The 14,926-nt window shown below is 34.5% G+C and carries 13 protein-coding genes; 12 read left to right on the top strand and 1 reads right to left on the bottom strand.

Going from position 1 to position 14,926, the window contains the following annotated elements:
- The 6 genes from ACK5ON_RS08790 to ACK5ON_RS08815 all read left to right on the top strand — a co-directional run.
- Positions 1 to 1,571, top strand: a 1,571-nt coding sequence (locus ACK5ON_RS08790) for an alpha-amylase family glycosyl hydrolase (RefSeq protein WP_409821727.1), incomplete at its 5' end; no start/stop codon positions are given.
- Between the two features lie 67 nt (positions 1,572 to 1,638).
- Positions 1,639 to 4,035: a TIM-barrel domain-containing protein gene (locus ACK5ON_RS08795; protein WP_409821729.1), complete on the top strand. Its 2,397-nt coding sequence runs from the start codon at positions 1,639 to 1,641 to the stop codon at positions 4,033 to 4,035.
- 4 nt (positions 4,036 to 4,039) lie between these two features.
- Positions 4,040 to 5,683, top strand: a complete 1,644-nt coding sequence (locus ACK5ON_RS08800; RefSeq protein WP_409821731.1) for an alpha-amylase family glycosyl hydrolase — start codon at positions 4,040 to 4,042, stop codon at positions 5,681 to 5,683.
- Positions 5,684 to 5,788: 105 nt separating this feature from the next.
- Positions 5,789 to 6,448: a glycerophosphodiester phosphodiesterase gene (locus tag ACK5ON_RS08805; protein ID WP_409821732.1), complete on the top strand. Its 660-nt coding sequence runs from the start codon at positions 5,789 to 5,791 to the stop codon at positions 6,446 to 6,448.
- A gap of 121 nt (positions 6,449 to 6,569) precedes the next feature.
- Positions 6,570 to 7,805 (top strand): NAD(P)/FAD-dependent oxidoreductase, encoded by a 1,236-nt coding sequence (locus tag ACK5ON_RS08810; protein WP_409821734.1) that lies wholly within the window; start codon positions 6,570 to 6,572, stop codon positions 7,803 to 7,805.
- A gap of 69 nt (positions 7,806 to 7,874) precedes the next feature.
- Positions 7,875 to 10,265, top strand: coding sequence for a T9SS type A sorting domain-containing protein (locus ACK5ON_RS08815; RefSeq protein WP_409821736.1), 2,391 nt, complete (start codon positions 7,875 to 7,877; stop codon positions 10,263 to 10,265).
- A 49-nt stretch (positions 10,266 to 10,314) separates the two neighbouring features.
- On the opposite strand, the gene ACK5ON_RS08820 is transcribed toward ACK5ON_RS08815, so the two are convergent.
- Positions 10,315 to 10,791: a TspO/MBR family protein gene (locus ACK5ON_RS08820; protein ID WP_409821738.1), complete on the bottom strand. Its 477-nt coding sequence runs from the start codon at positions 10,789 to 10,791 to the stop codon at positions 10,315 to 10,317.
- Between the two features lie 87 nt (positions 10,792 to 10,878).
- On the opposite strand from ACK5ON_RS08820, the gene ACK5ON_RS08825 reads away from it, so the two are divergent.
- From ACK5ON_RS08825 to ACK5ON_RS08850, 6 genes are all read left to right on the top strand, one after another.
- The gene (locus tag ACK5ON_RS08825) at positions 10,879 to 12,018 is read left to right on the top strand and encodes a diphosphomevalonate/mevalonate 3,5-bisphosphate decarboxylase family protein (RefSeq protein WP_409821740.1); all 1,140 of its coding nucleotides are present in this window, start codon (positions 10,879 to 10,881) and stop codon (positions 12,016 to 12,018) included.
- 8 nt (positions 12,019 to 12,026) lie between these two features.
- On the top strand, positions 12,027 to 12,251 hold the full coding sequence (locus ACK5ON_RS08830) for a hypothetical protein (protein ID WP_409821742.1): 225 nt from the start codon (positions 12,027 to 12,029) through the stop codon (positions 12,249 to 12,251).
- Between the two features lie 5 nt (positions 12,252 to 12,256).
- Positions 12,257 to 12,544 (top strand): type II toxin-antitoxin system RelE/ParE family toxin, encoded by a 288-nt coding sequence (locus ACK5ON_RS08835; RefSeq protein ID WP_409821750.1) that lies wholly within the window; start codon positions 12,257 to 12,259, stop codon positions 12,542 to 12,544.
- An 11-nt stretch (positions 12,545 to 12,555) separates the two neighbouring features.
- Complete coding sequence (locus ACK5ON_RS08840) at positions 12,556 to 13,494, top strand: mevalonate kinase (RefSeq protein ID WP_409821744.1); 939 nt, start codon at positions 12,556 to 12,558, stop codon at positions 13,492 to 13,494.
- A 9-nt stretch (positions 13,495 to 13,503) separates the two neighbouring features.
- Positions 13,504 to 14,430, top strand: coding sequence for a geranylgeranylglycerol-phosphate geranylgeranyltransferase (locus tag ACK5ON_RS08845; RefSeq protein ID WP_409821746.1), 927 nt, complete (start codon positions 13,504 to 13,506; stop codon positions 14,428 to 14,430).
- Between the two features lie 143 nt (positions 14,431 to 14,573).
- The coding region (locus tag ACK5ON_RS08850; RefSeq protein ID WP_409821748.1) for a S4 domain-containing protein at positions 14,574 to 14,926 on the top strand (353 nt) is incomplete at its 3' end.

The following is a 14,926-nucleotide window of genomic DNA, read 5'->3' on the forward strand; positions in this document are numbered from 1 at the left end:
TCGTTACACCCACCGGTGCGACGACGGCGAATTTTCCCTTGCTCAACCCCTTGCCGCGCGCCGATCACTTTGGCGGCTTTTCACCGGACGACGTGATTTACCTGGTGATGCCCGATCGTTTTGCCAATGGTAATCCAAACAACGATAGTCATCCAACGGTAACCGAAAAAGGAAATAGAGCTTTGCCGGGCGGAAGACATGGTGGTGATATTGAAGGAATTATCAAAAACATTCCTTATTTAAATGAACTTGGTGTAACTGCTGTTTGGAGCACTCCATTATGCGAAGATAACGACGAAACCTATTCCTACCACGGTTATGGACAATCCGATGTTTATAAAATTGATCCCAGATACGGAACCAATGAAGATTACCTTCGTTTAAGCCAAGAATTGCACAATCGTGGCATGAAAAACATTATGGATTATGTAACCAATCATTGGGGTTGGCAACATTGGATGTATAAAGATTTACCAACACACGATTGGTTGCATCAATTTCCAGAGTTTACGCAATCTAATTTTAGAATGACAACCCAATTTGATATAAACGCTTCAGCTATTGATGCCAAAAATTGTATGGATGGCTGGTTTGTAAAATCGATGCCCGATTTAAATCAATCCAATCCATTGGTTCTAAATTATCTTATTCAAAATGCAATATGGTGGATAGAATATGCCGATTTAGATGGATTTAGAGTAGATACGTTTTCTTATAACGACAAAGAAGGCATTTCTAAATGGACAAAATCCATCACCGATGAATATCCTTATTTTAATATTGTAGGCGAAGTTTGGATGCACGATCAAGCGCAAATGTCCTATTGGCAAAAAGACAGCAAAATTGGAGCCATTCAAAGTTTCAATTCCTATTTACCATCCGTAATGGACTTTACGTTACACGATGCTTTTGGAAGTGTTTTCAATGAAGATAATGCCAGTTGGGACAAAGGAATTATCAAAGTTTATGAAAATTTCACCAATGATTTTTTATATCCAAACACTAATAATTTATTAACATTTATAGAAAATCACGACACGCAACGCTTCAACCATTTGTATCCCGATTTCAAAAAATACCAAATGGCAATGACGCTAATTGCAACCATTCGAGGTATTCCACAAGTTTATTATGGTTCCGAAATTGGAATGGCAGGCAATAAAGATAAAGGTGATGCCGATATTCGACAAGATTTTCCGGGTGGTTGGATTGGCGATACGAATAATGCGTTTACCAAAGCCGGAAGAACTATTGTCCAAACCCAATACTTTGATTTTACTTCTAAATTACTAAACTGGCGGAAAAATAAAGCAGTTATTCATTCTGGAAAAACTACTCATTATGTTCCTGTAAATAATGTATACGTTTATTTCCGTTACAATGATACAGAAAGTGTAATGGTGGTTATTAATAATAGTAACGATAAACAAACTATAAAAACCAATCGTTTTCAAGAAAATACTAATCTATATAAAATAGGAAAAGACATATTCACAAATGCTTCTATTGAGTTAAAAAACGATATTACTATTGATGGAAAATCAGTTTTAGTTTTAGAATTGAATAAATAAATCATATAAGGCATTTAAGAAAATATTTGAAACCTTAAATGACCTTATATGCCTTAAAAGGTTAAAAATGAAAAAAATTATTTTATTACTCCTACTTATCACTTCAATTTCTTTTGCTCAAAACGCAAACAGAAAGTTCCTTTCTCATTCTTGGAAGAACAATATCTTAGAAATAAAAACTTCCGATGGAAATTATTTCATCAAACTCTATTCCGAAAAAATTATTGAAACATCCTTTATCCCAAATGGAGACCAGAGCGACAGCGAATTGGCGAAGCAAACTTTCAATCCAAATTCGCATGCTGTTGTAAAAACACCCGAAAAAATAAGTCCCTTTTTCAAAAAAACAGAAAGTTCATTAGTGCTTACTGCCAAAGAAATTATGGTTGTAATCAATAAATCACCTTTCAAAATAACCTATTCCAACAAGGGAAAAGTACTGCTTTCGGAAAAAAGCGGTTACATCAAAAGAAATGACAGTACCGAAGTTTTACAGTTTAATCTAGACAATTCCGAAGCATTGTATGGTGGTGGAGCTAGAGCATTGGGAATGAACCGTCGCGGCAATCGTTTGCAATTGTATAACAGAGCACATTATGGTTATGAAACCAAAGCCGAATTGATGAACTATTGTATTCCATTAGTTTTGTCCTCTAAATTATATGCCGTTCATTTTGATAATGCAGCTATTGGGTATTTAGATTTAGATAGTAAAAATAATAATACCTTAGAATATGAAACCATTTCTGGTCGTAAAACCTATCAAGTGATTGTAGGCGATACTTGGGAAGATTTAATAGCAAATTATACCGATTTAACTGGTAAACAACCTTTACCAGCACGATGGACATTAGGAAATTTTTCAAGTCGTTTTGGGTATCACACACAAGATGAAGTTGAAAATACCATCAAAAAATTTGAACAAAATCAAATTCCGGTTGATGCCATTATCCTCGATTTGTATTGGTTTGGAAAAACCATAAAAGGTACTATGGGAAATCTCGATTGGGACAAAGATTACTTCCCAAATCCAGACAAAATGATTGCCGATTTGAATGCCAAAGGAGTAAAAACAGTTTTGATAACCGAACCTTTTATTTTAACAACCTCATCCAAATGGCAAGAAACCGTAGATAAAAATGTTTTAGTAAAAGATAAGTTTGGAAAACCAGCCACATGGGATTTCTATTTCGGAAACACAAGCGTTGTCGATATTTTCAAGTCCGAAGGGGCAGCCTGGTTCTGGAATGTTTATAAAAGACTAATCAACCAAGGAGTTGGCGGCATGTGGGGCGATTTGGGGGAACCCGAAGTTTTTCCATCCAAAGTAATGACTGCTGCAGGCAAAGCGGATGAAGTACATAATATTTACGGACACAATTGGGCAAAACTACTAGCCGATGGTTATAAAAAAGATTTTCCAACACAACGCCCATTTATCCTAATGCGTGCAGGATATTCAGGTTCACAACGTTTTGGAATGGTGCCTTGGAGTGGCGACGTGAGCCGAAGTTGGGGCGGATTACAAAGCCAAATGGAAATTGCATTGCAAATGGGAATGCAGGGTTTGGGTTACATGCATTCTGATCTTGGCGGATTTGCTGGTGATTATTTTGACAACGAATTGTATTTGCGTTGGTTGCAATACGGCGTTTTCAACCCAATATTTCGTCCGCATGCGCAAGAAGAAGTAGCTTCAGAAGTAGCTCGAAAAGATATTGTCACTATGGAAAAAGCAAAGAAATCTGTAGAACTGCGTTACCAATTAATGCCTTATAATTACACTTTAGCTTTCGAAAATAATCAAAAAGGAACACCGTTGATGCGTCCGTTATTCTTTGAAGAACCCAATAATACAGCATTAGCCACTGTTGCCGGAACGTATTTTTGGGGCAATGACTTTTTGATTACACCAATTACAAAATCCGGAATAACATCAACTGAAGTATACTTTCCAAAAAGCAGCAATTGGTATGATTTTTATACCGATGAAAAACACAAAGCCGGAATAACCGAATCTATAAAAGTCAATGAAGATTATATTCCAACTTTTGTACGTGGCGGAAGTTTTATTCCGATGATTGAAACCATTCAAAACACAACAAAATATTCGTTATCCAACTTCAATCTTCATTATTATTTTGATGAAAGTGTTTCAAACTCTTCTGGTAAACTATATAACGATGATGGAACCACACCCAATGCTTTTGAAAAAGGTCAATATGAAATAATTAATTTCAATAGCAATACCAATGGCAAAACAGTTGTTATTAAAATGGCAACTGTTACAGGGAAAAACTTTACCACTACAGATAAAAATATTTCTGTTTTAATTCACAATATCAAAGCTAAACGCATCTTTGTTAACGGACAAGAACAGATTTACAAAACTTTTCAAGAACCATTGCAAGTAAATGTTACTTTGACAAATGGTACTACTTCCGAAATTAAAATTGAATACTAAAATTATGAAAAGAATAGCTTTAATTGCGATGATATTATTTAGCGGAATTTCTTTTTCCCAAAAAAAATCAACAACTCCAAAAACTCCTTTCGTATGGGAAAGTGCCAATGTTTATTTTATTGTTACCGACAGATTCAATAATGGTGATAAAACCAACGACCAAACCTACAACCGAAATAAACCAACCGGAAAACTTCGTGGTTTTGAAGGCGGCGATATTCGTGGTATAATCCAAAAACTGGATGAAGGATATTTTACCAATTTAGGCATCAATGTAATTTGGATGACGCCAATTGTGGAGCAAATTCACGATGGTGTTGATGAAGGCACCGGATTTACGTATGGCTTTCATGGCTATTGGACAAAAGATTGGAGTGCTTTAGATCCAAATTTTGGCACAAAAAAAGATTTGGCCGAATTGGTTCAGAAAGCACATGCTCGAGGCATCAGAATTATACTTGACGCTGTAATCAATCACACTGGTCCCGTAACTCCAAAAGATTCTGTTTTTCCTAATGACTGGGTGCGAACTTCACCAAAATGCACCTATAAATCATACGATACTTATATCAATTGTACGCTAGTAGAAAACCTTCCTGATGTTTTGACCGAAAGTAACGAGAATGTTTCCTTGCCTACCTTTTTAGCCAACAAATGGAAAAAAGAAGGCCGTTATGACAAAGAAATGGCTTCGCTTGATGCGTTCTTCAAAAAAACGGGCTATCCAAGAGCGCCGAAATATTACATCATGAAATGGCTTTCGGATTATATTATCGATTTTGGAATTGATGGTTACCGAGTAGATACGGTAAAGCATACAACAGAAGATGTTTGGGCCGATTTTAAAAAAGTATGTGGCCAAGCTTTCGCCGAATACAAAAAAAACAATCCCAAAAAAGTGTTAGATAACAATGCTTTCTTCACTGTTGGAGAAGTGTATGGTTATAACATTGGCGGTAAAAAATTCTATGATTTTGGCGATAAAAAAGTAAATTATTTCGAAAATGGATTCACAGGATTAATCAACTTCGATTTTAGAAACGAAGCCAAAATGAACTACGAAGAGTTGTTTTCCAGATATTCCAACATTCTGCAAAATGACTTGAAAGGCAACACGGTGATGAACTATGTTTCGTCACACGATGACAGTTATCCGTTTGATAAAAAACGCGAAAAAACTTTTGAAAGCGGCACCAAATTATTATTGGCTCCAGGAATATCGCAATTATACTATGGCGATGAAAGTGCCCGTTCATTAGATATTGAAGGCACGCAAGGCGATGCTACTTTGCGTTCCAACATGAATTGGGAAGACATCGTTAATGACAGTAAAACCAAAGAAGTGTTATCACATTGGCAGAAATTAGGATTATTTCGAAATAATCATCCTGCGGTGGGATCTGGCGTTCATAGTCAAATTTTGGCTACTCCTTATGTTTTCAGCAGAAGCTTTACCAAAGGAAAGTATTCGGATAAAGTTATCGTTGGTTTGGATTTGGAAAAAGGAGAAAAAAGTATTCCGGTTGGCACTATTTTCGACAACGGAACCAAAGTTAGGGATGCTTATTCGGGGGAAACTTCTACTGTTGTTAAAGGAAAAGTAAACCTCAACACGGATTTCGGGATTATTTTATTGGAAAAACTATAATTGACGAATTTTTTTTTACCATTAAGAAGTTAAGAGTGAATTAAGATATTCATTTAGACACTAAACTAAACTTAATGAAAAGCTTAATTCCTTACTGTTAAAATTATGATCAAAATAGGTCATCGCGGTGCGAAAGGACATGCTGCCGAAAACACTTTGGCTTCTTTCCAAAAAGCGATGGAACAGGGCGTTGATGGTATTGAATTGGATGTGCATTTGAGTTTGGACGCACAAATAATGGTAATTCACGACGATACTATTGATCGAACAACATCCGGACAAGGTATTGTAAAAGACTTTTCTGCAACTGAATTACAAGCTTTTGGAATTCCGACTTTAGCATCAGCCTTTGATTTGGTTAACCGAAAATGCTTTATCAATGTGGAACTCAAAACCTCTGAAACCGCAGATAAAGTTGTGGAACTTATTGAAAAGTATGTTTCTGAAAAAAATTGGGACTATGCTGATTTTATTGTATCAAGCTTTGATTGGAATGCTTTGCAGCAAGTTTCTTTTTTGAATGATAAAATACAAATTGGCGTTTTGACCAATACCAATTTAGATTTAGCATTGGCTTTCGCCAAATTCATAAAAGCGTATTCTATTCATCCTTTTCATCATTTGCTGACGAAAGAAAACGTTATCCAAATGCAATCCAAAAATTTTAAAGTCTTTCCATGGACGGTAAATGAACCCGAAGACATTATCTTTGTCAAATCTATGAACGTTGACGGTATCATTACTGATTTTCCAGATAGAGTTTAGACTTTTTATTGTCATTTCGACGAAGGATAAATCTCATCAAGATTTTTTTGTTATGTGATTTCTCCTTCGTCGAAATGACACAACTAAAATATTATAAACTAAAACAGCCCTTAAAGGTAATATGAACTCAAACTTCGATATAATCATTGTTGGCGGCGGCGCAGCTGGCTTTTTTACGGCAATTAATATTGTCGAAAAAAATCCCAAGCTAAAAGTCGCTATTCTCGAAAGAGGCAAAACGGTTTTAGAAAAAGTTAGAATTTCTGGTGGCGGAAGATGTAATGTTACCCATGCTTGCTTTGTACCGAATGATTTAGTGAAAAATTATCCTCGTGGCGAAAAAGAATTGCGCGGACCGTTTCATCAGTTTTGTTCGGGCGATACGATTGAATGGTTTGAACGCCATGGTGTGGAATTGAAGATTGAAGATGATGGACGGATGTTTCCTACGACCGATAGTTCCCAAACGATAATTGATTGTTTTTTGTACGCAGTTAATAAATTAAAAATTGAAGTTCTGACTGGACAAAGTGTGCAATCTCTTTTCAAAGGAGAAGATTATTGGAAAGTAGACACTAACCATGAAACTTTTTCTTGTCAAAAACTAATACTAACCACTGGTAGCAATCCTAAAATTTGGGAAATGTTACAGAATATAGGACATACTATTGTTCCTCCTGTTCCTTCCCTATTCACTTTTAATATCAAAGATTCCCGAATTGCAGCTTTGATGGGTGTTTCGGCTTTCGCCAAAGTGAAAGTAAAAGGCAGCAAGTTAGAAGCTGCTGGACCTTTACTCATTACTCATTGGGGCATGAGTGGGCCAGGAATTTTGCGGCTTTCAGCTTGGGGTGCACGCGAGTTATTTGAAAAAAACTATCAGTTTGTTTTAGAAGTCAATTGGCTCAATGAAGTTACTTTTGAAGAAGCTGTAGATACTTTGAAAGAGCTCAAGCAAGAACATGCCAAGAAAACCGTGAGCAAGAAATCGCCGTTTGAGCTCCCAAACAGATTATGGGAAAGTTTGGTTTTGGCAGCTGGTATCGACACCTCGACTGCGCTCGGTGAGACAAAGGAAACTAAATGGGCAGATTTGACCAAAAAACAATTGATGGATTTAGCTAATCAACTCACTAATGGACAATTTCAGGTCAATGGTAAAAGCACTTTTAAAGAAGAATTTGTTACTGCTGGAGGCATTGATTTAAAGGAAATCAATTTCAAAACCATGGAAAGCAAACGGCATCAAAACCTTTTCTTTGCTGGCGAAATCGTAAACATAGATGCTATTACTGGCGGATTTAATTTCCAAAATGCGTGGACGAGTGGGTTTATTGTGGCGCAAAGTATTACCTAAATTTATTTTTAAAATATTGACTTAGTTTACTCAAAATCAGTTACATTTGATTTTTATTTAAATCAAATTATGAAAAAACTAATACTACTACTGTTTTTCTTTTCAACTATTTATCTAAACGCTCAAATTCCACCAGCTGTACCTCCACCAATATCTGGTTGTACTAATAATAATGGTATCGGTGTTTTTGATTTGACTACTGTAATACCTTCATTATTAAATGGAATGAATCCAGCAACTACTGTAATTACTTTTCATGAATCGTTTACTGATATTCAAACAGGAGCCAATCCCGTTGCTAATCCAAATGCATATGTAAATAGCAATCAGATACCCTTTATTCATGCCCGAAGATTTGACAATACCAATAGTGAGGTTACTTTTTCAACATACAGTTTAGTTGCGAATAATTGTACTCCACCTCCAGTTTGTGGGGGCATTTTTACTGATTCTGGTGGATTAAGTGCTAATTATTCAAATAATTCCAACTTAACTACAACTATTTGTCCAACAAACCCAGGAGAATCAGTTACAGTGTCATTTACTTCGTTTAATACGGAAGCTAATCAAGATGCGCTTTATGTTTATAATGGTTCTAATACATTCCCTTCTCAACAAATACTAAGCGGTAACCCAGCAGCTAACGTTCCTGGTGGAATCGCTGGGGGTTACTGGGGCAATACCATTCCTGGACCATTTACTTCATCTTCTCAGGATGGTTGTTTGACTTTTAGATTTATTAGCGATGCAAACAATGTGTTAGAAGGTTGGACGGCAAATGTAACTTGTTCTATTATACCATGTGAAACACCAACCAATGTTACAGTATCAAACGTAACCAATACTTCGGCTTCAATAAGTTGGACCAGCACTATTGGAAATCAATGGATGATCTATATCGTTCCTATCGGCTCACCAATTCCTCCTCCAAATTCTTCTGGGATTGTAACATCAATTAATCCTATTGTAATAACTGGTTTAACTCCTGATGTATGTTATACTGCATATATAAGAACTTTATGTTCTTCTTCTTTTGATTTTTCAAATCCAGTCAGTTTTTGTATGTTCAATTGTGAAAACAATGCTGGATGTTCCGAAAATTTAACTTTAATTGCCTTTTTAGATGAAAACAATAACGGAATAAAAGATTCTGGTGAAGCTAATTTTAATCAAGGTAATTTTGTGTATCAAGTTAACGATTCAGGTGTCAATGTATTCGGAACTACCAATCAGGGTTATTATTATATTTTTGATTCAAATCCAAATAATTCGTACGACATCAGCTTTGCTGTAAATTCGGATTTAAGTCCTTATTACGCTTCTTCTGTTACCCAAAACAATATTACACTTCCTACTGGAAGCGGTACCAATACTTTATATTTTCCAATTGTAGTGACACAACCTTATTTAGATGTAAAAATACATTTAATACCAATTGGCCAACCTAGACCTGGTTTTGAGAATAGTATTTATTTGATGTATCAAAATAATGGTTTACAAACTATTGCTAACGGAACGCTCACATTTACCAAAGCTTCCAATGTAAGCATCGCCTCTATTTCACAAGCAGGAACAACATTAACTAGTACAGGATTTACCTATGACTTTACCAATTTAGCGCCTTTTGAAACTAGATATATTACTGTAAGTTTATTAGTCCCAACAATTCCAACTGTTTCTCTTGGAGATTTAGTAACCAATAGTGCTTCTATACAAATAAATGACGATATTAATTTAACCAATAATTCCTCTTCCTTAACCCAAACAATAGTGGGCTCTTATGATCCAAACGACAAAATGGAATCGCATGGTGGTAAAATTGTTTACAGCTCTTTTACATCGAATGATTATTTGTATTATACCATTCGATTTGAAAATACAGGAACAGCAAGTGCTGAGTTTGTTAGGATTGAAGATTTATTAAACAATCTATTGGATGAAAACACCTTTGTGATGCTTAATGCCAGTCATAATGTGAATACCAGACGTGAAGGAAATAAGTTGACTTGGCATTTTTTTGATATTAATTTACCGCCAACTATTACAAATCCTATTGCAAGTCAAGGCTTTGTTTATTTCAAAATCAAGCCCAAGCCAGGGTATGCAATTGGTGATATCATTCCAAACACTGCTGAAATTTATTTTGATTATAACCCCGCAATTATCACAAATACTTTTACAACTGAATTTGTTCAGGCATTGGAAAATCCTTCTTTCAACGCCAATACTATTTTATTGTATCCCAATCCAACGAATGAATTTGTTTCTATTTCCAATGTCAACGATAAAATAACTAGTGTAGTGATTTATGACATTTCAGGAAAGATAATTTATACTTTAAACAAAAATATACTTAGCACAATTGATATTAATGTTTCTAATTTTGCCAAAGGAATGTATTTAGTAGAAATAACTACTGAGAGCACTATAAAAATCATCAAAAAACTGATTGTCCAATAACAATCAACTTAAAAAAAAGACCTCTGAATAAAAAAATCAGAGGTTTTTTTTATTTATTCAACCACCAAATACTCCCATTTAAAACCGTTGCAAAACTTACCCAAGCCAAATAAGGAAGTAATAACATTCCGGCGACTTTATCTATCTTTTTAAATTGATTATAGCACTCAAAAATCAATAACAAAAGCAATATGATTTCGATTAAAGCCAATAACGGATTGTGCAACCCAAAGAAAAGATAGGACCAAAGTGCATTTAATGCTAATTGTGCAATAAATATTTTGAATGCTTTTTTTACTTTTTCTTCATCGGTGTCAATACGATTCCAAATCATGCCGCCTGCAACTCCCATCATAATGTATAATAGTGACCAAACAGGGGCAAAAATCCAATTAGGCGGATTAAAAACGGGTTTTACCAACGTGGGATACCAAGTGGTAATACTTTCTCGAGTGACCATTCCCGACAAATACCCTATAACAACACAGATGAGTACGACTGTTACAATTCTTAAAATTTTTTGCATTTTTCTTTATTTAATTTAATTCAAATATACTAAACAAACGGCACACTATTTTTACAAAAAAAGTATCTTTGCGCAAATAAATATTCTATGATTACTGAAAAGGATTTTGTTTTCACTACAATTACAAATGCTATTGAAAAAGGCAACTTTCAATGGAGTGCACCAAGTAACATTGCTTTAGTGAAATATTGGGGCAAAAAAGACCAGCAGATACCGGCAAATCCTTCTATTAGTTTTACACTTAATCATTGCAAAACGATTACCAAATTGGCTTTCGCCAAAAAACACTTCGATACTTCGCCTTCGCTCAGTACAAGCTTGCTCAGTGTGACAACTGATACCTTTTCATTTGATTTATTATTTGAAGGCAAACCCAAAGAAGATTTCAAACCCAAAATTCAAAAGTTTTTTGAACGTATTGAAAAGTATTGCCCTTATCTGAAAGATTATCATTTTACCATTGATACCGAAAATACTTTTCCTCATAGTTCGGGTATTGCTTCTTCCGCATCAGGAATGGCGGCTTTGGCTATGAATATTATGAGTTTGGAAAAAGAATTATCCCGAAACTTCGGGACTGAAATGACCGAAGATTTCTTTTATCAAAAAGCTTCTTTCTTGGCAAGATTAGGTTCAGGAAGTGCTTGTAGAAGTATTAAAGGAAATATAGTAGTTTGGGGCAATCATGCTGAAATTGAAGGCAGTTCGGATTTATTTGGTGTCGAATTTCCAGCTAAAATTCATGAGAATTTCAAGAATTATCAAGATACCATACTATTAGTTGACAAAGGCGAAAAACAAGTTTCGAGTACCGTTGGACATGATTTAATGCATAACCATCCCTTTGCCGAACAACGATTTGCCCAAGCTCATGATAATTTGGCTAAAATAAAAATCATTTTTGAAACTGGAAATTTAGATGAGTTTATTCAAATTGTCGAAAGTGAAGCACTGACTTTACACGCTATGATGATGACTTCATTACCTTATTTTATTTTAATGAAACCTAACACACTGGAAATCATTAATACAATTTGGAAATTTAGAACCGAAACAAAAATCCCTATTTGTTTTACCTTAGATGCAGGAGCAAACGTACATATTTTGTATCCCGAAAACGTTAGAGAGCACGTTTTGCAATTTATTAAGGACGAATTAGTTGGCTATTGTCAAAATGGTAACTATATTTGTGACACGATTGGAAACGGAAGTCAAATTTTAACCTAGTTACAATTATGGATATTCAAGCAGAAAAAATATCGTTAGCGCAGTTATTACTAAAGACAGAGGATGTTACAATTTTAAAAAAGGTTAAAGCTATTTTTAATTCACAAAAAGAAGATTGGTGGGATGAATTAAGTACTGCTCAAAAAGAAGCTATAAATGAAGGGTTGGATGATTTTGAAAATGGAAGAACTTTTTCTTATGAAGAGGTAAAAAAACAGTTAGGAATATTTTGAAAGAATTGATTTTTACTGAAAGAAGTCTCAAAGAAATAAAAAACATTTCTGAGTTTATTACAGCAAAATGGTCTATAAGAGTAAATTTAAAGTTTTTGAATAAATTAAAATCCAACTTTGACTTATTACTAATCAATCCAGAAATTTTTCCACCTATAGAGCAAAAAAAATTAAGTAAATGTGTTGTTTCAAAACAAACAACAATTTTTTATAAAATAGAAAAAAATCAAATTATCATCGTTTCGGTTTTCGACACAAGACAAAACCCTTTAAAAATCAATAAAATAAAATAATTTTCTTGCCCATGAAAGGACCCTTATTTTACTCAAAAATTCTACTCTTTGGAGAATACGGAATTATTAAAGATTCTAAAGGTTTATCAATTCCCTACAATTTCTACAATGGTGCGTTGAAAGTAGATGAAAATCCATCTGTTGAAGCCATACAATCCAACGAAAGTCTCAGACGATTTGTTACTTATTTGGAAAATCTTCAACAAGAACAACCCGAACTAGTAACTTTCAATATGGAAGTTCTAAAAACTGATGTGGAACGTGGTATGTATTTCGATTCTAGCATTCCACAAGGTTATGGTGTGGGAAGTAGTGGCGCATTAGTGGCCGCTATTTATGACAAATATGCCCAAAATAAAATCACCGTTTTAGAGAATTTAACGCGTGAAAAGCTGTTGCAATTAAAAGTTGTTTTCTCTCAAATGGAATCGTTTTTCCACGGAAAAAGTTCAGGTCTTGACCCTTTGAATAGTTATTTAAGCATTCCTATTTTAATAAATTCAACAGATAATATTGAAGCAACCGGAATTCCATCACAAAGTACCACTGGAAAAGGCGCTGTATTTTTATTAGATTCAGGAATTGTTGGCGAAACTGCACCGATGGTCAATATTTTTATGGAAAACTTAAAAGAAGAAGGTTTCCGTAAAATGCTAAAATCCCAATTCATTAAATATACTGATGCTTGTGTTGAAAATTTCTTGGGCGGCGATATCAAATCCTTATTTGCCAATACCAAGCAATTATCAAAAGTGGTTTTGAACAACTTTAAACCGATGATTCCCGAACAATTTCACGGCGTTTGGCAAAACGGAATTGACACTAATGATTACTACTTGAAACTTTGTGGTTCTGGTGGTGGTGGCTATATTTTAGGTTTTACCGAAGATTTAGAAAAAGCTAAACAATCCTTGAAAGACTATAAATTGGAAGTGGTTTACCAATTTTAATTTTCTAAAATGCTTAGCCGAAAATCCAAATTGTTACTGCTGAAAATCGCCAGCATGTTTTCTGTGATTCGTGGCTATAACATTCCCATTATTGCCTTAGCGCAATATTTATCTGCAATCTTTATTCTGGCTCCAAACAAACGAGCTCTGGATGTAGTTTTAGATTTTAACCTTTTTATTATTGTTATTGCATCAAGTTTAACAATTGCATCTGGTTATATTATCAATAATTTTTACGACAGCAAAAAAGACCTAATCAATCGTCCCAACAAGTCCATGTTAGACCGATTAGTGCGTCAAAAAACAAAGCTTCAAGTTTATTTTACTGTAAATTTTATTGTTTTTCTATTGGCTTTTTTTGTTTCTATCAGGGCGGTTTTATTCTTTTCAACTTATATTTTTCTAATTTGGTTTTATTCTCACAAACTCAAAAAAATAGTAGTTATTGGAAATTTGACAGCATCGTTTCTTGCCGTTCTACCCTTTTTTGCCATCTTGTTGTATTACAAAAACTTGTATCCTCAAATTTTTGCACATGCCACATACCTGTTTTTATTGTTATTGATTCGCGAAATGATTAAAGATTTAGAAAACATAAAAGGTGATGTTGCCAATAATTATCAAACCATCCCGGTGCTTTTTGGAGAAAACTTCTCAAAAAAAATAATTTCAGTACTTACGGTTTCTACTGTAATTCCTATTTATTTTTTGATTGAAATTTTTGAAGTAGGTTATATGGATATTTACTTTTATGTGAGTTTGATTGTTTTGATTTTTTTTATACAAAAACTTTGGAAATCCGAAACTAAATCGGATTATCTAATGCTTCATAATATCCTTAAATTCCTTGTGGTTTCGGGTGTATTTTGCATTGTGCTCATTGAACCAGAAGTGCTTATTCGCGGTAAGAGAATTGTAGAAATTATCGTAAAATAGAACCCCAACTTCAGTTCAATTATAAAACCGTTTTTCAGATTTCAATATATTCTTAAGTTAAGAATTCTGTTCATTCGGAGTTAAAACAATCCATAGCTTTTTACTTCATAAAAACGTATCTTTGCATTCAAAATAAAAGAATTATGAATAAGAAGGACGGCAATAACAAAAGAGAAGGTGCTAGACCAACTAGTGCTAGATCAAATTCTAAAAAGCCAACTCCTGGTGGTATGCCAAAACGAGCTCAATCACCAAAAAAAGAAACTCGAGGCAAAGCCGAACACAGCGGTGCTGAAGCGCCAAAAAGAGCTCCTAGACCAGCAAAGTCGATACAAAACAATGTTTCAAAACCATTGAAATCAGACGATATTCGTTTGAATAAATACATTTCAAACTCGGGTGTTTGCTCGCGACGTGATGCAGATATTTACATTCAATCAGGAAATGTAAAAGTGAATAATGTGGTGATTACCGAAATGGGGTACAAAGTAAAACC

This window comes from Flavobacterium sp., from assembly GCF_046317795.1.
Lineage (GTDB): Bacteria > Bacteroidota > Bacteroidia > Flavobacteriales > Flavobacteriaceae > Flavobacterium.

Bases quoted from the DNA above. Each gene is read 5' to 3' on its own strand.
- ACK5ON_RS08795 (WP_409821729.1), top strand. From the start codon at position 1,639: ATGAAAAAAATTATTTTATTACTCCTACTTATCACTTCAATTTCTTTT.
- ACK5ON_RS08800 (WP_409821731.1), top strand. From the start codon at position 4,040: ATGAAAAGAATAGCTTTAATTGCGATGATATTATTTAGCGGAATTTCT.
- ACK5ON_RS08805 (WP_409821732.1), top strand. From the start codon at position 5,789: ATGATCAAAATAGGTCATCGCGGTGCGAAAGGACATGCTGCCGAAAAC.
- ACK5ON_RS08810 (WP_409821734.1), top strand. From the start codon at position 6,570: ATGAACTCAAACTTCGATATAATCATTGTTGGCGGCGGCGCAGCTGGC.
- ACK5ON_RS08815 (WP_409821736.1), top strand. From the start codon at position 7,875: ATGAAAAAACTAATACTACTACTGTTTTTCTTTTCAACTATTTATCTA.
- ACK5ON_RS08820 (WP_409821738.1), bottom strand. From the start codon at position 10,791: ATGCAAAAAATTTTAAGAATTGTAACAGTCGTACTCATCTGTGTTGTT.
- ACK5ON_RS08825 (WP_409821740.1), top strand. From the start codon at position 10,879: ATGATTACTGAAAAGGATTTTGTTTTCACTACAATTACAAATGCTATT.
- ACK5ON_RS08830 (WP_409821742.1), top strand. From the start codon at position 12,027: ATGGATATTCAAGCAGAAAAAATATCGTTAGCGCAGTTATTACTAAAG.
- ACK5ON_RS08840 (WP_409821744.1), top strand. From the start codon at position 12,556: ATGAAAGGACCCTTATTTTACTCAAAAATTCTACTCTTTGGAGAATAC.
- ACK5ON_RS08845 (WP_409821746.1), top strand. From the start codon at position 13,504: ATGCTTAGCCGAAAATCCAAATTGTTACTGCTGAAAATCGCCAGCATG.